16 protein-coding genes are annotated in these 17,483 nt (G+C 37.4%); 9 read left to right on the top strand and 7 right to left on the bottom strand.

Going from position 1 to position 17,483, the window contains the following annotated elements:
* The first annotated feature begins 166 nt into the window (after nucleotides 1–166).
* Together pdsR and G4Y78_RS04715 are read left to right on the top strand one after the other, a co-directional pair.
* The gene (pdsR, locus tag G4Y78_RS04710; protein WP_163831933.1) at nucleotides 167–859 is read left to right on the top strand and encodes a proteobacterial dedicated sortase system response regulator; all 693 of its coding nucleotides are present in this window, start codon (nucleotides 167–169) and stop codon (nucleotides 857–859) included.
* 12 nt (nucleotides 860–871) lie between these two features.
* The gene (locus G4Y78_RS04715) at nucleotides 872–3,007 is read left to right on the top strand and encodes an ATP-binding protein (protein WP_163831934.1); all 2,136 of its coding nucleotides are present in this window, start codon (nucleotides 872–874) and stop codon (nucleotides 3,005–3,007) included.
* Nucleotides 3,008–3,155: 148 nt separating this feature from the next.
* Here the strand turns inward: G4Y78_RS04715 and G4Y78_RS04720 are convergent, their stop codons facing one another.
* The gene (locus G4Y78_RS04720; protein WP_163831935.1) at nucleotides 3,156–3,314 is read right to left on the bottom strand and encodes a hypothetical protein; all 159 of its coding nucleotides are present in this window, start codon (nucleotides 3,312–3,314) and stop codon (nucleotides 3,156–3,158) included.
* A gap of 211 nt (nucleotides 3,315–3,525) precedes the next feature.
* Nucleotides 3,526–4,110 carry an SMI1/KNR4 family protein gene (locus G4Y78_RS04725; protein ID WP_163831936.1) on the bottom strand — a complete coding sequence of 195 codons (585 nt, stop codon included), beginning with the start codon at nucleotides 4,108–4,110 and terminating at the stop codon, nucleotides 3,526–3,528.
* A 540-nt stretch (nucleotides 4,111–4,650) separates the two neighbouring features.
* Between G4Y78_RS04725 and G4Y78_RS04730 the strand changes: the two genes are divergently transcribed.
* The 6 genes from G4Y78_RS04730 to G4Y78_RS04755 all read left to right on the top strand — a co-directional run bounded on the left by G4Y78_RS04730 (nucleotide 4,651) and on the right by G4Y78_RS04755 (nucleotide 10,382).
* Nucleotides 4,651–5,604, top strand: coding sequence for a DMT family transporter (locus G4Y78_RS04730; protein WP_163831937.1), 954 nt, complete (start codon nucleotides 4,651–4,653; stop codon nucleotides 5,602–5,604).
* Nucleotides 5,601–6,056 (top strand): Mov34/MPN/PAD-1 family protein, encoded by a 456-nt coding sequence (locus G4Y78_RS04735; protein ID WP_163831938.1) that lies wholly within the window; start codon nucleotides 5,601–5,603, stop codon nucleotides 6,054–6,056. Before G4Y78_RS04730 ends, G4Y78_RS04735 begins: the two co-directional genes overlap by 4 nt.
* A 156-nt stretch (nucleotides 6,057–6,212) precedes the next feature.
* Nucleotides 6,213–7,622 carry a molybdopterin-synthase adenylyltransferase MoeB gene (moeB, locus tag G4Y78_RS04740; protein WP_163831939.1) on the top strand — a complete coding sequence of 470 codons (1,410 nt, stop codon included), beginning with the start codon at nucleotides 6,213–6,215 and terminating at the stop codon, nucleotides 7,620–7,622.
* Nucleotides 7,623–7,690: 68 nt separating this feature from the next.
* Nucleotides 7,691–8,647 carry a PLP-dependent cysteine synthase family protein gene (locus G4Y78_RS04745; RefSeq protein WP_163831940.1) on the top strand — a complete coding sequence of 319 codons (957 nt, stop codon included), beginning with the start codon at nucleotides 7,691–7,693 and terminating at the stop codon, nucleotides 8,645–8,647.
* A complete protein-coding gene (locus G4Y78_RS04750) occupies nucleotides 8,628–9,638 on the top strand; it encodes a serine O-acetyltransferase (RefSeq protein WP_163831941.1) in 1,011 nt (336 codons plus the stop codon). The genes G4Y78_RS04745 and G4Y78_RS04750 overlap by 20 nt, the downstream gene beginning before the upstream one ends.
* A gap of 9 nt (nucleotides 9,639–9,647) precedes the next feature.
* Nucleotides 9,648–10,382: an alanyl-tRNA editing protein gene (locus tag G4Y78_RS04755; protein ID WP_230425700.1), complete on the top strand. Its 735-nt coding sequence runs from the start codon at nucleotides 9,648–9,650 to the stop codon at nucleotides 10,380–10,382.
* Here G4Y78_RS04755 and G4Y78_RS04760 read toward each other — a convergent pair.
* From G4Y78_RS04760 to G4Y78_RS04775, 4 genes are all read right to left on the bottom strand, one after another.
* Complete coding sequence (locus G4Y78_RS04760; protein WP_163831942.1) at nucleotides 10,375–11,748, bottom strand: hypothetical protein; 1,374 nt, start codon at nucleotides 11,746–11,748, stop codon at nucleotides 10,375–10,377. The two genes, G4Y78_RS04755 and G4Y78_RS04760, sit on opposite strands and share 8 nt — an antisense overlap.
* Nucleotides 11,749–11,775: 27 nt before the next feature.
* Complete coding sequence (miaE, locus tag G4Y78_RS04765; protein WP_163831943.1) at nucleotides 11,776–12,348, bottom strand: tRNA-(ms[2]io[6]A)-hydroxylase; 573 nt, start codon at nucleotides 12,346–12,348, stop codon at nucleotides 11,776–11,778.
* 183 nt (nucleotides 12,349–12,531) lie between these two features.
* Complete coding sequence (locus G4Y78_RS04770) at nucleotides 12,532–12,819, bottom strand: hypothetical protein (RefSeq protein ID WP_163831944.1); 288 nt, start codon at nucleotides 12,817–12,819, stop codon at nucleotides 12,532–12,534.
* A gap of 138 nt (nucleotides 12,820–12,957) precedes the next feature.
* Nucleotides 12,958–13,701, bottom strand: coding sequence for a substrate-binding periplasmic protein (locus G4Y78_RS04775; protein ID WP_163831945.1), 744 nt, complete (start codon nucleotides 13,699–13,701; stop codon nucleotides 12,958–12,960).
* A 212-nt stretch (nucleotides 13,702–13,913) separates the two neighbouring features.
* Between G4Y78_RS04775 and G4Y78_RS04780 the strand changes: the two genes are divergently transcribed.
* The gene (locus G4Y78_RS04780; RefSeq protein ID WP_163831946.1) at nucleotides 13,914–15,698 is read left to right on the top strand and encodes a DEAD/DEAH box helicase; all 1,785 of its coding nucleotides are present in this window, start codon (nucleotides 13,914–13,916) and stop codon (nucleotides 15,696–15,698) included.
* 154 nt (nucleotides 15,699–15,852) lie between these two features.
* Here the strand turns inward: G4Y78_RS04780 and G4Y78_RS04785 are convergent, their stop codons facing one another.
* Complete coding sequence (locus tag G4Y78_RS04785) at nucleotides 15,853–17,097, bottom strand: UDP-N-acetylmuramoyl-tripeptide--D-alanyl-D-alanine ligase (protein WP_163831947.1); 1,245 nt, start codon at nucleotides 17,095–17,097, stop codon at nucleotides 15,853–15,855.
* Nucleotides 17,098–17,483: the final 386 nt, after the last annotated feature.

Here is a 17,483-nt window from a genome sequence, read left to right on the forward strand (position 1 = left end):
GATTTTTAGCTGATAATTTTGAGTTGTATTTAAGAAGCTTATAATCACCGCTAAGAAGCCAACTTGACCAAACTAGAGAGGAAGTAGATAAATGGCTTGCCTGTCAGTAGTAAGCAAGGAATAATTACTGATAGGGTGTAATCAGTGCAAAGCGTGAGTGTAGCTAATGAAGCGACGAATTGCTGTAGTTGAAGATGAAGCGGCTATAAGGGAAAACTATCGGGCAGTATTAACCCGTTATGGCTATGATGTGTCATTATATAGTAACCGACCCACGGCAATGAAAGCTTTTCGTGAACAGTTGCCAGAGTTAGCCATTATTGATGTGGGGTTGGAAGATGAAGTGGAAGGCGGCTTTGAGTTGTGTCGGGAACTACGTTCTATGGCTCCCCAATTGCCGATTATTTTCCTAACTGCAAGGGACAGTGAGTTTGATGCAATTTCTGGGTTACGATTAGGTGCTGATGACTATTTGACCAAAGACATTAGCTTGGAACATATGGTTGCCAGAATTGTTGCCTTGTTTCGGCGAGTAGACTCGTTAAAGCAATCACAAGAAGAATCCCAACAGGTAGTGGAAGGACCTCTAATATTAGACTTGGACCGAATGACTGCAGTTTGGAAAGATGCCCCAGTGCCATTAACATTGACTGAGTTTTGGTTGGTTCACGCTTTAGCCAAACATCCTGGACATGTTAAAAATAGACAACAGTTGATGGATGCGGCAAATGTCGTACTAGATGATAGTACTATTACATCACATATTAAGCGTATTAGAAAAAAATTTCTGAAACTTGACCCTGCTTTTACTGCCATTGAAACCATTTATGGATTTGGCTACCGTTGGCAACCTCACTGATTTTACCCTTTTATGCGACTTCCATTACAGTTGTTATTTATCAGTCTATTTATGCTTGCATTGCCCTGGGCTGGTTGCCAATATGTAAAAGAGCTGGAGTCAGCATTACGTAAGGGGCAGGAAAACACCTTATTGGCAAGTGTTCAAGTATTGGCACAGTCACTTGATGATGTTGAGCAGTTTTACCCGACAACTGCCTTTGTTAATCAACCACCTCAAGCTGATAGACAATTATATGCCTATCAGTTGGCAAGGCCGATGATTGTGGATGGTTATGCTGATGATTGGGTAACAGAACAACAACAGGTAAAATGGTGGCCTGTGCGGGCTGGGTCAGAACATACCCAGTTAGCCGTCAGTATAGGCATTTATCAGCAACAGCAGTTCTCATCAGGCTCATTGTATTTATATCTTAATATTAAAGACGGTCAGCTACACTATAGACCTTATCGGGAAAAGCGGGCCATTGCATCAGATGCAGTATTGATAGAGCTGCAGCATCCCTGGGGTACCCGTTCAGCCTATTTACTGGATACTAGTGCACCAGGATTATTGAGAGCGGCGGAAATTACTCATCAGTTTGGACAATTAGAACGGATAGAAAGGGATGATATCAGTGGCTATTGGCAGGAGTCAGCCCAAGGAGTAGCCATTGAGTTACAAATGCCGTTATCTATAGTTGGACAGCGAATAGCAGTCAGCTACTTGGATTATCAGCCAGCGACAGATCAAGTGGTGATGTATAAAACAGGATATCCACCACAGTTGTTGACTATGCCAGAGTTGCATCAACATTTACAGTTGTTGCCACCACCTGAGGGGTATTTAATTAGATCCAAACCAAGGTTAGCTGAACAAATTGAACCTTACGCTAATAATGTGGATGAGCTATTAGTAGTTGATAAACAGGGTTGGCTGCTGGCCCGTACTTATCGGCATCAAGATACGGACTCAGATGACTTTGAAGAAAGTTATAGCTATGGTTTTTGGCGCTGGCTATACCGACTGTTGCTCGGTGATAAGCGTCAGTTAGCGACCTTTTCTGAAGTTGAAAGCAGACTATATAATGAACAAGTACAAGCTGTTTTGCAGGGTAAAGCAAACGCTCAATGGTATCGTTCTTCTAGTGATCAAACTAAGGTAGCTGTAGCTTATCCAGTCAAAAATGAGTTGGGGGTGATAGGTGCTATTGTATTAATTAATAGTAGTGATGAAATCTTATCGTTAACTAACTCTGCCTGGCGTGAACTATTACAAATAACTTTATTGGTTGTCACAATTTGTGTATTTGCTTTATTTGGGTATGCTAGTTGGCTGTCATTTAGGATAAAGCGGTTAAGCCAATTGGCTGAACGAGTATTGACTAAAGAAGGCCAATTAATTCATTATTTTCCTGTTTCTCATGCTCAGGATGAAGTGGGGGATTTAAATCGAAGCTTTGCCGTGTTGCATAGCCGTTTAATGGATTATACCCATTATTTACAAGGGCTATCCAGTAAGTTAGCCCATGAGTTACGTACACCTCTCGCTGTCATAAAGTCTTCACTGGATAATATGGCACTAGAGCCACTTTCCGATACAGTAAAGGTCTATCAATCTCGTGCCAGGGAAGGAGTAAATCGGCTACGTTACTTAATTGAAGCCATGAGTGAGGCTAACCGGGTTGAGCAAAGTATTGCTAGTGCTGAACCTGAGTTATTTAGCTTGAAGTCCGTTGTTGAAGGAATGGGACTAGCTTATCAAAGTGTATACCCTAATAAAAAAATTAAACTGGATATTACTGAAAATAGCTGTCAATTATCGGGCGAGCCAGAATTAATCAGTCAGATGCTGGATAAATTAGTCAGTAATGCAGCAGACTTTACCCCTAATGATAAACAAATTACCATTGAGTTAGCTGTGCTAGAAAATGATTATTTACTTACAGTTAGCAACGAAGGGCCGCTATTACCAGAAACGATGCGTCATCAACTATTTGATTCGCTGGTTTCTGTACGCAAAGAATCTAGTGATAAGCAGCACTTAGGGTTTGGGTTATATATAGTTAAATTAATTGTTGATTTTTATGAAGGTGAAGTCAGTGCATCTAACCTAGATGACTTATCTGGTGTTATTTTTACGATAATTCTACCCAAGAAGCACTTGTAAAAATCAAAAGTTAAAAAGTCTGTTAAATACAGTTTTAGTTTTGCTAATTTTTTGCTGAGAATGATATTCCACATAGAAATCACTCTCAGCCACTAAATCTAATAGAGAGTTCAATATGGCTTGATGTACATCTTCATGTTGAACTATTTCAATAAAAACCGGGAATTAATTCCGGGCAGAGGTCAAAATCTTGACCAAAACCATGCCCTATACTCATTCTAACCAAATGTGTAAAAGCAGCATATTTTTCCTTCTTAGCCCAATGAGTGACAGTTTCTTGCTGAACTGGAGTGGGTAATTTGAACATTATTAACTACTTTTTCCTTTTGAGTCCTAAAAAACTGTCTGAGCTTATTGACAGGTTAAAGCTAAATTTAATGGGATTTATGCCAGTTTCACAAATATTTATTTATGAAACTGTAAAAAATGTACGAATGCCCTTTCTGGTCTGTAACAGGACTGTAGTTACAGTACTGGCTCATATACCAGCTAAAAATCTTCTCAGTGTAGATAAGGTATTAATAAGCATTTTCATGTTTGAAGGTTAATGCTAATAACAATGAACGAAAGCTATCAGTAACTGGAAATAGCTTTTCATCTTCAATATCTGCATACGAAATGGATGGGTGAATTCTATTTGTGCTAAAGTCTAGGCAAAGTAAATTGCCATTACAGCTCCAAATAGGAAATAGTTGAATGGATTTGACTTCTCTGGTAATTTCATCAGGTTGTCCATCCAAAAAATATTGAGCCTCAATTATCTCAGATACGATATTGTCGTCATCCGGAGTAAAGTACTTTTCCCAAGGAAAGGTAAATTCACTTTTTCCACCTAAACGAGTTTTGCAATGAACACCAACAAACCCTTCTTTGCCAGGAATTTTTGGTTTGCTACCATTACAGGCAAGAAGCCAGTCAAAATAATAAGACGGGAGTTGAATATTGAGTGCTTTTTCATTTGCTTTAATTTGAGATGTGTTAAAATTTCTACTCATTGGTGTCCAATGAATATCAGCTATAGATGGATTATCAATAAGGATATCGGTACCATCCTCAAAAGCACGCAGAATTCCATTATCATTTTTTATATCAAGGTTTTTCATCTTTTTTCTTACCACCATTATTTTATAGTTTCAATACAATATTCACTAACCGCTAGTATTTTTATCAGCAATCAAGTGGAGCTGAGTTTTATTTTTTCACTCAGTTGTGTTGCAAGTCATTTATGTAGAATAACTACACAGCATTCCTTGTGCTTTGCTGGGCGAAAAAATAGTCTGAGGCTGCGGTGATTCAAATAATATTAAGAGGCCATTATTTTTTATTGAATATATTATGTATAAAATAGCAGAAGCTATATAGTCTAATATAACTGAAAAGACTAGGGTAGACTATAGCCTTTCTTGTTTAAAGAGTAATAGCTAAAATGTATTATTGCAAGTAAGTGCTCGCAAAAAGTGATAGGAGTTGTTGTTTTATTTTTAGACTGACCTTTGAGTATAACGTCAATATTATATTTTTATACCAAAATTAGTATTAAGGTATTAAACTGCTTTTCTCAATATTATATGAATAATATAATGAGCAAGATTTAATATTCTAGGTGTATGGAAGTACTTACTACGATGGAAGTGATTTGAAATATGAATATCTATTCAGAAAATAAAAGCCAGTTTACTCGTAATTTATGGTTGGCTACATTGTTTTTAGTTGTGTGTTGGACATGGGGTTCTACCTGGTTGGGAATAAAAGTTGCTGTAGATACCATTCCACCTTTGACGGCAGCAGGACTCAGATTTTTAGTAGCTTTCCCATTTTTTTTTGTGTTAGCAAAGTTTCTTAAGGAACCAATTAAATATCCTAAACAGCACAATAGTTTCTTTTATATAGTAACTATTGTTTATTTTATACTCCCTTATTTTTTTCTTAACTATGGTGAACAATTTGTCAGTTCAGGGCTAACATCATTGCTCTTTAGTTCTATGCCTGTCTGGATCATTATCTTTTCAATGATTATGCTAAAAGTCAAAGTCTATACCAATCAAGTGATTGGTATTGTTATTGGCTTTGTTAGTTTATTTATGGTCCTCAGGTCTGAAAGTGTTACTATTGATCATGATGGTGCACTAGGCATAACTGCTATTATAGCTGCAGCACTCATGCATGCATATATTTATGTCTATACAAAGCTCAAAGGCACTCAAATACCAGTAATAACTTATAATACACTACCTATTGGTATTGCTGGTTTTGTTTTATTATTTGCTGGTATTATTCTTGAAGATCCGCAATGGAGTCAATTTAGTTTTGAGTCAATCCTTAGCACATTATACCTTGGTATAATTGCATCAGCAGGTGGTTTTCTTGCTTACTTCTACTTGTTAAAGAAAGTAAATACAGTAGTCCTTTCATTTATTTTTGTTATTTTCCCTGTCTTTGCTCTAGTTCTCAGTAGTTGGTATGAGCAACAGCAAATGCAGGCTGAATCGTATTTTTTTGTAGCAACCTTATTAATAGGGTTTGCGATTACTAAGTTTGAGATGACAAGTTTGTTAGGGCTTAAGCGGCGGTATATAGAAAAAAGTGAGCTAAAATGAGTAACAAACAAGATGCACTAACTTCTGATGCAATAAAAAAAATATATCAGCATGCAGAATCTACCTATCCAGAAGAGTGTTGTGGGTTTGTATTCGCTAGCGGTACTGTTCATCAAGGGATAAACATACAAAATCAATTACATGAGCAAGACCCAACTAAATACCCAAGAACAGCTAAAAATGGTTATTCTCTTTCATTTGAAGATATTCAAATACTAAATAAGTCTTTTGATAGCGATAATAAGGTTGTTGTTATATACCATTCACATCCAGATGCAGGAGCCTATTTTTCTGAGGAGGATACCAAACAAGCTTTGTTTGCTGGAGAACCTATTTATGATGTAGCTTATTTGGTAGTTGAAACAAGAAATGGCATGGCAGAAGACTGTCGTTTATTTCAATTTAATCAGGGGGGATTTGTTGATGTCCCCTTGATTAACCTTGTTAGATGACAGTAAATTATTATTTTCTGATGCATACCTCTAATAATTTTTTATGTCCTTCAATTATTAGAGGCACCTAATTAATTTTGGGTTGCTTAATATAGCACTACAAAGTTTTACACTTGCCAAAATTGGCTTTGTTATTAATAGTCAAAGGAATATATTATGGCTAATGTTGTACTCCCAGATGTACTTTGTCGAGTTTGTCAAATCTCTAATTTAACCATTCAAGTTGAAGGTAATACCGTATCACAAGTATTATTGAACGTTTGTTTACTCTGGCCAAGCTTAAAAAAGCATTTATTTCATGACAGCGGTGATATTAAAGAGCATTTTATTATTTCTGTTAAAGGCGAACAGGGAAAGCAAGATCAGCAAGTAACCAATGATGATACTATTGAATTAATGTTAGCTACTTCAGGTGGTAATCTAGCTGATTATGAATTAAATAATGATGAGGTGCAGCGATATGCAAGGCATTTAATGTTACCCCAAGTTGGCTTAGAGGGGCAGGATAAGTTAAAAAAAAGTCGTGTGCTTATTGTTGGGACTGGTGGCTTAGGATCCCCAGTATCGTTATATCTGACAGCTGCAGGAATAGGTCAGCTTGGGTTGATTGATTTTGATGTAGTGGACAGTAGTAATTTACAACGACAGGTAGTCCATTCAGAAAGTACTGTAGGAGTTACCAAAGTTGAGTCAGCACGGCAACGACTTAAAGGATTAAACAGTTTTATCAATATTAAAATATACAACGAACAACTTACTAAAGATAACGTACTTGAATTGGTTAGCCAATATGATTTGGTTGTAGATGGCACTGATAATTTCACAACTCGTTATTTGTTAAGTGATGCCTGCGTACAGTTAAATAAACCTTATATTTTTGGATCAATATATCGATTTGAAGGCCAGTTATCAGTAATGAACTATGATGGTGGGCCATGCTATCGATGCTTATTTCCTGAACCTCCACCAGCAGAATTAGCGCCCAGTTGTTCGGCAGGTGGGGTGTTGGGTGTATTGCCTGGTGTTATTGGCTGCTTACAAGCAAATGAAGCAATTAAAGTAATACTGAATATAGGCAAGCCGCTGGTTGGGCGTCTCTTGCGTTATGACGCGCTGAACTTAACTTTTAATGAATTTACTTTTAATAAAAGACAACACTGTCTTGCTTGTGGTGAAAATGCTGACCTTTCAGGATTAGAACCACCTATTGCTGTATGCAACACTAGCACACAGATTTATTTATCAGAAAATAATTATATAGAGCCAGAGCAATTAAAAGAAATTCTTAATGATAAGCATAGTTTGCAGCTAGTAGATGTGAGAGAGTTAGAGGAAACAAAAATAAGTCATTTACCTTCGATAATAAAAATTCCTTTAGCTGATCTGGCTTTAAAAATTGATAGTTTGGATAAAAATGCTGAAATAGTTGTTATTTGTAAGTCTGGCGTCAGAAGCGATAAAGCAGTGCAGATATTACTTGAAAATGATTTTCATAATGTGAAATCGCTAAAAGGTGGTATGTTACGGTGGGCTAAAGAAATCGATCAGTCTATGGTTGTAGTCTAATTTTTTAGACAAAATTTTGTATAGAATAAAAAACTATTGATAATCTTTTTCTTAGTATGAGAAGTTCCATGATTTATGATTCAATCTTGGCTGCAATTGGAAAAACACCTGTTATTAAATTATCACGCTTAACTCATGCCCTGAAGCTTGGCTGTAATATATTTATCAAGCTTGAAAGTCTAAATCCTGGTGGTAGCCACAAGGCGAGAATAGCGCTTAATATGGTTCATGAGGCTGAAAATAAAGGGGTCTTAAAACGAGGCTCTGGCCAAACCATTATTGAACCCAGTGGTGGCAACACAGGAATCGGCCTAGCAATGGCTGCAGCTATTTATGGCTATAAGTTGGTATTGGTTATTCCTGATAATTACAGTAAAGAAAAACAACGGCTGTTGAAAATGTATGGTGCAGAAATTGTTCTTTCTGATAGCCGATTAGGAAATAACTCTCATGGGGAAAAAGCTATGGAGTTAGTATTGGAAAATCCAGAGTGGGTAATGCTTAATCAACAGAGAAACCCTGCTAATCCTGATATGCACCGAAAAACAACAGTAAGAGAAATTTTATCAGACTTTTCAGAACAAGAGTTAGCTTGTTTTATTGCAGGCATAGGTACTGGTGGACATATTACTGGTATTGGGGAAATATTACGAGAGTCATATCCGAATATAAAAATTATCGGAGTTGAACCAGAAGAATGCAGCTTGCTGGAAAATAAGTTTAATGCTCATGATATACAGGGTTTATCTGTTGGAGTAATTCCGGATGTTTTAAATACCTGTATTATTGACCAGATGTACCCAGTTGCTAAATCGCAAGCAGTGGATATGGTGCAAAAAATACTTAAATACGAAGGTATTAGTGTTGGCATTTCGACAGGTGCAAACCTTGTTGCAACTGTTGGAATGGCTAAAGAGTTAGTTTCAGGTAGCAACCTGCTAACTATAGCCTACGATAGTATTGAGTCATATTTAAGCTATTTTGATGATTCTGCGGTGCGGGAAAATGAGTTTGCATTACAGTGATATATTAGATACTGCCTACGGGCATATTAATGAGATTAAGCAAAAGCTTGACTCATTATTAGACTCAAAGGCAGGAGTAAAACTACACCCGCTGCTGGATATTGACACGATAACCCATTTGATAGTCGAAGACTTAGCTTGGTTTGCTCTTCATGATCCAGCAGCAGATAAAAAAGTAGCGCGAATATTATGCTATTCGTCTTTTACGGCAGTTTTGCATTATCGGCTAGCTCATGCCTGTTGGTTATTGGGGGAGTGTAATGGTGAATTTGCAAAACAGCTGGCGTTAGAAATCACTAGTTTTGCAAAAAGTGTATCAGGAGCAGAGATACACCCAGCGGCTGATATTGGTAAACGATTTGTATTAGATCATGGTGTCAATACAGTCATTGGTGAAACCACTGTTATTGGCGATGAGTGTTATATTTTAGGCGATGTTACTATTGGAGCTTATGGTATTAGCAATAACCCCTGTGGCAAGCGTCATCCTTCATTGGGTGATAATGTACAAGTGGGGGCTGGGGCTAGGCTACTTGGCCCAATATCAATTGGTGATAATAGTTTTATAGCCCCTTTTTCTGTTGTAACGGAATCAATACCAGCTAACAGCCGGATAAGTATTGTTAATCAACTGCAGGTCACATCTTATTCAAATAAAATACGCCGTTTACGAGTTTCTGGGTTAACAGTAACAGAAAACAATATAGTTTTGTTTGGAAATAGATTTATTAAACCAGACTTAAAGTTACTGGACGCTAACTTTCAGGTTGTCGCCGATCTTTATCCTGTAGTTGTTGAGAAAACATCTATTTTTATAAAAGTAAAAGTGACTATTCCTGTAATCTCAGAGGTTGAAACCGTTCATTTAAAAATAGAAGATTATGGTGAAGAAGTAGTTATGCTTTCTCCTCCAGATTTGCTTCAATGTATTCGTTACTACAGAGGGTATAAGAAACAGGCTATTTCTACACCTGCTATTTGTATTATATAAAAGGACGAGATGATGAGTGAGATAGTCAGTCAGAAGGAATTATCCTGCCAAAAATTGTATGAGAAGGACTCTTATTCAAAGGAATGTAATGCCTCAATTACAGAAGTAAGGGAAGATGCCATTGTTCTAAACCAAACGATATTCTATCCTCAAGGAGGAGGTCAGCCTGGAGACATAGGACAAGTAGAATTAAACAATGGCTCAATACTACAAGTGTTGAATACTACCTTCGATCAGGATGGTGCAATTTTGCATCATGTTGATAACATACCTGAAGATTTGTCTAACAAGCCAGTAAAGGCCTCTATAAACTGGGATTTACGCTATAAACATATGCGTATGCATACTTGTCTGCATTTGCTTTGTAGTTTAGTTGAGGCTGATGTGACAGGGTGTTCTATAGGAGCTGAAAAAGGGCGGTTAGATTTTGATTTGCAGGAAAGTACACTAGATAAGCAACAACTGTCGGATCAATTAAATGAGCTGATAAGCAAGGGCGGTGATGTATTAGCTGAATGGTGGCCTAGTAATAAGCTTGCAGATGAGCCAGCTTTAGTGAGAACGGCTAAAGTTTCTCCACCCGTTCATAATGGCCAAGTTAGGCTGATTCGCGTTCAAGGTGTTGATTTACAGCCTTGTGGTGGAACCCATGTAAACAATATCAATGAGATTGGTGAAGTTTATGTGCGTAAAATAGAGAAAAAAAGCCGCCATAACAGGCGTGTTAATGTGTATTTTAAGTAGTTCGTAACTTAATCAGCACTGCCTCCAATCCTTCAACTAAGTTCGCCTGTAAATCTGGTAAAGGCTCTGTTCCCCAGAGGGACAACTCTTTGAAGACAGGTGTTTCGATTAGCTGATACAGAGGTAGGGATGGCAGAAAGTTGTCTCTACATAAATGGATAAACTTAAGGGTTCGAAAACCATCAAACCAGTGGCTAATGGATATTGGCCACTGTTGTGGAGTCGGTGGTTGTTTTAGAGTATGTTGGATTAATTTATTAATCCCAAGCCATGTTAATACTTGTTGTATTGATTGGCTGTTGTTCTGAGACAGCCCTTGTTGTAAACAATACTCAGTAAGAGCATGTTGCCAGTTGGTATGTGGGCTTAGCAAAATGGATAAGTTTTTGCTTAACCAGTGAAGCGTTAGTTTTAGCCAGCTAAAGCAGTCTGGGTGATAGTAATAATATTCGGTTAATGGTGTATTTAATTGGCAAATAGTATTCAAAGCTGGCCCAGTGCCAAATGGTACTCGGTCTGATAGTCTGGCATTTACCTTTATTTGAGTGGTTAGTTTGGCAATAGCGCCTAATTTGGCTAGCTTGTTTAAACAGTAAAAATCTTCGCCACCGGCTCGTTTAGGAAAGCCCCTAGCTTGGCAATAGTGGTGAATATTAATCGCTAACAAACTTCCAATAGTATGGTAGGCGAATGGGGAGTTAGCCCAGTTTAGTCCAGCGACATAATAGTTTAACTTAATGTCGTATAGCAATTGCGCGACTTGTTGTGTATGGCAATTTAGTTGTGTTGTGCCGTTAATATCCATGCTTTGATGGATAAAATTAAATACGGCAGCTGATGTCTTATTGGTTAAATGTTGGCAAGCATTAAAATAGTTTACAGGTAAGATAACGTCTGCATCAGATGAAAACAACCAGTGGTTTAATAACTGCTGCTGTTGGAAGAGCTGGCAGGCAATATCTGCTCCGATTTTTCTAGCTAAACCAACGCCCTGTTGAATAGGAATTAATTGATCTGGTTGATTTTTATCCACTAATAATAGGTAATGATCAGAAAGCCATTGGTAAAGCGTTAAATGTTGCTGTTGCCACTCTTTTTGCAGGTTTTGGTTAATATAGTGAATTAACTCATTATTTTTTATTATTTTATCACTGCTGGCTTGCTCTGGTCGGTTAACGACCAAAATCAGTAAGCAGGGAGCAGTAACTGCTTTAAACGCTGGCGAAATTTGCTGCAAAAAAAGTGGATCTTCATTATAAACAGGGATTACTAACGCCTGATGAAATACTTGCGATATATTAGCGGCCAGTAGTACTTCTGGTTCTGCATAGGTTGTTAAATACTGGCTGACAGGATTCTTGGCCATATAATTTCTTGAAATCTAAAGCTGGAATTAATGGAGAGCAGCTCTAATTGGTAAATTGGCAACAATATTCGCTTCGAATGAAAGTAACTCCTGCAGGCGTTCATTCACAGTGGTTTTATCTATATAGCGATAGGCTAACTCTAAAAACAGTTCGTAATGACGGCCTTCTGATCGGGTAATGGCTGTATAAAATTTCTTTAGCTTACCTTCAGGTAAAGCCTCTGCCACTAGGCCAAACCGCTCATGCCCCCGTGCTTCTACAATACTGGCGATTAATAAACGATCTAATAAATAAGCTTCTTTACCTTGGCGAATAGCCTTACGAAACTCATTTACATAAGGATCTTTAGCATCGGGAGTAAGCTGCAACCCTTGTTGGTAAATCAACTGGGATACCTCGCGAAAATGGCTTAGTTCCTCAATAGCTAAGTCGATCATGGCTTTGATTAACTCAGGTTTATCAGGGTAGTGAGACACCATTGACATTGCCATGCCAGACGCTTTTTTTTCTGCGGTTGCATGATCTAGTAAAAAGGCATCAAAATCAGCCATTACTGCTTCAACCCATGCAGCAGGTGTTGCAAACTGCAATTTGTACATAACTTATTTCTACCCTAAAACATCAACAAAGGTGGGGATATTAGCCAATTTGACAGTAATCTGCCAGATAGTGGGGTAAAGGTAGGGAGGGTGCCAGCACCTTCAAGTATGAGAAGAAGGTGCCTGTTCGGTGGCTAGGCCAACTATCTTATTGGTGGGATAGCAACGACTGCTAACAAATTGTTAGCGATTTCTTACTTCAATAGCCACGATTTTATCGTAAGGCACCATAGCATCATAAAACTCTTTGCCTGTTAGGCTTTTCAGCTGTACCAGGTGTTGGCCAGTTGTGCCAACGGTGCCAGAGAGTTCTTTGCCTGAAACAAGATGCAGTGTTACTGATTTTTTTACTTTTTGCATCAAGTAGCTTTTAACTGTGTCTTGAGCTGTAGATGCTGTTTCTGCAGCATTCATCACTGTGGAAAATATGCATAAACAGATGCACAAGCAAGTAAAAAGTGTTCGCTTCATTTTATATAACCTACTTCCAAATGATTCGTAGTGAGTATAGATAGTTTTATAGACTATTTTAGTCAATATGGTTATTAGTATTTATCTAAATTGAGTAAAGGTTTACACAAGCCTTGTACTCCGTATATCTACCCTCAATTAGTGTTCACTGTTGATTGAATTACCATTATATTTATTGACAATCTTGTTGTATTCACCACTTGTTTTAATTGCTTGCAGGCTTTGATTGAAGCGCGTAACAATGGTTTGGTCAAAAGCCTTTTTACTAAACATTACATGAATATCCCCAGTATCAACAGCTGGCATCGGGTGCCTGATAATTTGTGCTGCTACTTTGGCTTTTTTCAAATCTATTTCCGTACCAGGTGGATAGCCAATAAAACCATCAATTCGGTTAGCAATTAATTTTAAAAAATTATCCTGCTCAGTTTCAGCTTTTTGAATATATTGTTGGTATAAACTATTTTGAGCTAGTTGATTAAACGCTTCGCCATAGTAGTTACCTCTACGAATACCAAGGCGAAATTTTAAGTCAGGTAACTCTGTTATCTTGGTAAAGTTAAATTTGTTTTGGTCTTGAGCACGAATATAAATTGCAATGTATTCTTGACGATAGGGCTGTGAAAAATAAGCGAATGCTTCCCGTTTTTTGGTTTTTGATGCTTGTGCGGCTATATCCAGTTTACCTTGTTTAACCCAAAATACCTGGCGCTGCCAAGGGATGTTTAAGCGAATGTTTAAACGGCAACCAGTGTGATTGAAAATAGCGGTGATCAGCTCGACGTCTAAGCCAGTCAACTGACCTGCTTGATTAAGATAAGACCAGGGTTCGGCACGATTATCAAAGCTAATGGTTAAAGGCTTTTCACAAAACTCAGCCATTGTAATAGAACAGGTGCAAAGCCCTATTAAGCTCAGAATAGGATTATGTAAGTGCTTCATGTCTGTCTAGTGTAGACAACTAATGCCTACCAACACAAAACAGTAAGGCTTAGCCTAGAAATATGATAAACTTGCTACAGCAATTTCTAACATCTACTGATTGGTTTGGCCTCTATTGCTGTAGCCTACCCCATTACTGAGGAAATAACTTAATGTCTTCAACACCTTCGCAGCCAACGTTTGCGGATTTGGCTCTGACTGATTCATTACTGAAAGCTTTGGACGAAGTGGGTTATGAAACACCTTCTCCAATCCAAGCTGAATGTATTCCGCACTTGCTGGAAGGTAGTGACATTATTGGTCAAGCCCAAACGGGTAGTGGTAAAACTGCTGCGTTTGCCTTACCACTGCTAGCCAGACTTAACCTGAAGGAAACCAAACCCCAGGTATTAGTATTAACCCCTACTCGAGAATTGGCTATTCAAGTAGCCGAAGCTTTTCAAAGCTATGCCAAGTATATGAAAGGCTTTCATGTATTACCTATTTATGGTGGGCAAAGTTATTCGGTGCAATTAAGGCAGTTAAAGCGGGGAGTACATGTTGTTGTCGGTACACCAGGGCGGGTTATGGACAATATACGTCGTGGTAGTCTGCAGTTGGATAACTTACAGGCACTGGTATTAGATGAAGCAGATGAAATGTTGCGAATGGGCTTTATCGATGATGTGGAATGGATTATGGAGCAAACGCCAGCCACACGACAAGTGGCGCTTTTTTCTGCCACTATGCCTACCGTTATTAGAAAAGTAGCCAAACAGCATTTAAAAAACCCCAAAGAAGTCAAAATTGCTATGCAAACGGCTACAGCTGAAACTATTAGCCAACGTTATTGGTCTGTTCGTGGGGTGAACAAATTAGACGCGTTAACCCGTATTTTAGAAGTTGAAAAATTTGATGCGATGATTATCTTTGTTCGCACTAAAACAGCGACTATTGAGCTGGCAGAAAAACTAGAGGCGCGTGGTTATTCCTGTGCGGCATTAAATGGCGACATGCCACAAAAGCAAAGGGAAATGACTGTAAGTCGGCTGAAAAAACAGCAACTTGATATTGTGATTGCTACCGATGTTGCTGCACGTGGTTTAGATGTTGAGCGTATCAGCCATGTAGTGAACTATGATATTCCTTATGATACAGAAGCTTATATTCACCGAATTGGACGTACAGGGCGTGCTGGTCGAGAAGGGCAGGCGATATTATTTGTGGCACCTCGAGAAATGAGGATGCTGCGGGCAATAGAAAAAGCGACTAAGCAGTCCATTACCGCAATGACATTGCCATCTCCAAAGGATATTAATGACCAACGGATTGTGCGTTTTAAACAGCGAATTACTGATACCTTAGCCAGTAATGAGTTGGAGTTATTCTATAAATTAGTATCAGAATATCAGGTTGAGCATGAGGTTGATGCTATTAACATAGCGGCTGCCTTGGCAAAAATGGTACAGGGTGAACAACCATTGTTGCTTAATTTAAAGTCAGAAAAGCTAGTAGATGAAGAAGCGAGTGATAAAAAAGGTAGGCGCAGACAATATAGTCATCAGGCAGAGCCGTTAAAAGCTCATCCAGATATTGAAATGAAACGTTATCGGGTGGATGTAGGGCGTGATCATGGTTTAAAACCCGGTAACCTGGTTGGTGCTATTGCTAATGAAGCTGATATCGAAAGCCAGTATATTGGCGAAATTTGTATTTATGACGAATTTAGTACAGTTGACTTACCTAAAGGCATACCTAAGGATGTGCTGCAAATTCTACAACGGGTTTATGTTTGCAACCAAAAATTGAATATTTCTGCAGCTAGCAAAGAACTGCCTGTAGTGGAACGGAAGCCCAAACGTCATAAAAAGAAAGAAGCTTTTAAGGGTAGTAAACGTAAAAGCAATAGCAGCAGGCAAGGAAAAGGCGGGAAAAAACCTAAGTCAGTAAAAAAATAATACTCTGTTAAAGACTTGGTTATTTCATATATCGGGATGAAGTAGCCAAGCTGTTTGTCTCTCAGGCCTTTGATCTAAAGTGAGTTTCTAGAAAATTAAGCAATCTATTTAGCCAAAATGCTTAGAATCTTTGATCTTAGAGGAAGTATCTTGGCTAAAAAACTTCACTTCTTGATATTAGCTCTGTCAATTGTTCCAGGTGGAACTTTCTTGATCCTTTAATTAGTACTAGATCATCTTCAGTCGCATTTTTATAAATAAAGTTAGCAATATTATCAACTGAGGTAAACCTTAAGAGTTGATAATCTGTATTTTTAAATTCAGAATGAGCTTGAGCAAAATTTCCCCCAATAGTAATGACTATCTGTATGTTTAAATAAGATAGTTGTATTAATATTTGAATGTGAAAGAATACACTTTTTTCACCTAACTCAAGCATGTCAGAAAGAATAACAATTTTTTTACCCTTAACTTTCATTTTACTGATGCTTAATAATACCTGCTTAACAGCAAATGGGTTAGCATTGTAACAGTCTAAAACCCATTTTCCATAGGGAGTAAAAATGATTCCTGAACGTAAACTTGCAGGTTTAAATCTTCTTAGTCTCTCTGCAATTATGAGGAGTGGAATACCTAGCTTCGAGTAAACTGTAATACATGCAATAGCATTATACAAATTATGAATACCTGGTAACTGTAAAATAAAGCAAGTGTCATTTATAATAAACGAAGGTAGTTGTTCTTCATCCCATAATAAAAGACTTGGTTTAAATTTGCTGCTATTTATACCAAAAGTAATAAATTCTGCATGATGAATGTTAATAGATTGTTTAAGTAAATCATCATCAGAGTTTATAAAAGTAGTAAAACCAGGCTTATCAATAATGATATTGCTTTTTTCATATAATACACCATATAAGCTATTTAAACCTTCTAAGTGACTATTTTGAATGTTAGTGATAATGGACCAGTGTGGCGTTATTACGTTAACTGACTCTTCTATATCGCCAGGGCTGTTAGTACCCATTTCAATGATAGCTATGTCTGTATTTTCTTGTATTTGTAAAGAGGCAAAAGAAATTCCAATGGAATTATTATAATTTCTAGGAGTGGCAATAGTATTAAAAGTATCCTTGCATACATGGAAAATCATATCTTTAGTAGTTGTTTTTCCGCAGCTGCCAGTAATACCGATCACTTTTGCCACAATAGTAGTTGTATAAATAGATGCATATTTTTTTAGTGTGGGCTCTACTTCCTTTTCAGCAACCTCAAGAGTCTTAGACAGAGATGATAAATTATTATATAAACACACTCTAGCAGCACCTGCACTTGTCAGTATTGTATTTATATAAGGTTTTACTTTATATACAAGTTCTTTAGTTTTTTTATTGATCATTTTTTGTTAGTAGCAGCTTTATATTTTTTAAAGTGGTAGCTAGAAAATTAAATAAAGTTAAAGGTACATATACTCTTATCCCTATACCAGAGCAAAAGTTAGGGTTTATATATTTATAATACTCACAATGAGGAAAACTACTGTTAAGACTATTATTAAGCCGATTAATATTTATTATTGTAGGCTTTACTTTGAATTGCCATGGATTGTCTTTGGTCGCTACCTGGCAGTTTTTGGATATTGCAACTTTATACACAATTTTATTTATTAAAGGAGTAGGGTTGAACCTATAGCTTGGATAGAATTTATACACTTTTTTGGCGTGAAATAAATAAGAAGCAGGAGAAGTAGTAGATGAAATGCATACAATATTAGTAAAAGGATTG

The organism is Spartinivicinus ruber, from assembly GCF_011009015.1.
In the GTDB taxonomy this organism is placed as follows: Bacteria; Pseudomonadota; Gammaproteobacteria; order Pseudomonadales; family Zooshikellaceae; genus Spartinivicinus; species Spartinivicinus ruber.

Coding starts and splice junctions, on each gene's coding strand:
- pdsR (WP_163831933.1), top strand. CDS start 167: ATGAAGCGACGAATTGCTGTAGTTGAAGATGAAGCGGCTATAAGGGAA.
- G4Y78_RS04715 (WP_163831934.1), top strand. CDS start 872: ATGCGACTTCCATTACAGTTGTTATTTATCAGTCTATTTATGCTTGCA.
- G4Y78_RS04720 (WP_163831935.1), bottom strand. CDS start 3,314: ATGTTCAAATTACCCACTCCAGTTCAGCAAGAAACTGTCACTCATTGG.
- G4Y78_RS04725 (WP_163831936.1), bottom strand. CDS start 4,110: ATGAAAAACCTTGATATAAAAAATGATAATGGAATTCTGCGTGCTTTT.
- G4Y78_RS04730 (WP_163831937.1), top strand. CDS start 4,651: ATGAATATCTATTCAGAAAATAAAAGCCAGTTTACTCGTAATTTATGG.
- G4Y78_RS04735 (WP_163831938.1), top strand. CDS start 5,601: ATGAGTAACAAACAAGATGCACTAACTTCTGATGCAATAAAAAAAATA.
- moeB (WP_163831939.1), top strand. CDS start 6,213: ATGGCTAATGTTGTACTCCCAGATGTACTTTGTCGAGTTTGTCAAATC.
- G4Y78_RS04745 (WP_163831940.1), top strand. CDS start 7,691: ATGATTTATGATTCAATCTTGGCTGCAATTGGAAAAACACCTGTTATT.
- G4Y78_RS04750 (WP_163831941.1), top strand. CDS start 8,628: ATGAGTTTGCATTACAGTGATATATTAGATACTGCCTACGGGCATATT.
- G4Y78_RS04755 (WP_230425700.1), top strand. CDS start 9,648: ATGATGAGTGAGATAGTCAGTCAGAAGGAATTATCCTGCCAAAAATTG.
- G4Y78_RS04760 (WP_163831942.1), bottom strand. CDS start 11,748: ATGGCCAAGAATCCTGTCAGCCAGTATTTAACAACCTATGCAGAACCA.
- miaE (WP_163831943.1), bottom strand. CDS start 12,348: ATGTACAAATTGCAGTTTGCAACACCTGCTGCATGGGTTGAAGCAGTA.
- G4Y78_RS04770 (WP_163831944.1), bottom strand. CDS start 12,819: ATGAAGCGAACACTTTTTACTTGCTTGTGCATCTGTTTATGCATATTT.
- G4Y78_RS04775 (WP_163831945.1), bottom strand. CDS start 13,701: ATGGCTGAGTTTTGTGAAAAGCCTTTAACCATTAGCTTTGATAATCGT.
- G4Y78_RS04780 (WP_163831946.1), top strand. CDS start 13,914: ATGTCTTCAACACCTTCGCAGCCAACGTTTGCGGATTTGGCTCTGACT.
- G4Y78_RS04785 (WP_163831947.1), bottom strand. CDS start 17,097: ATGATCAATAAAAAAACTAAAGAACTTGTATATAAAGTAAAACCTTAT.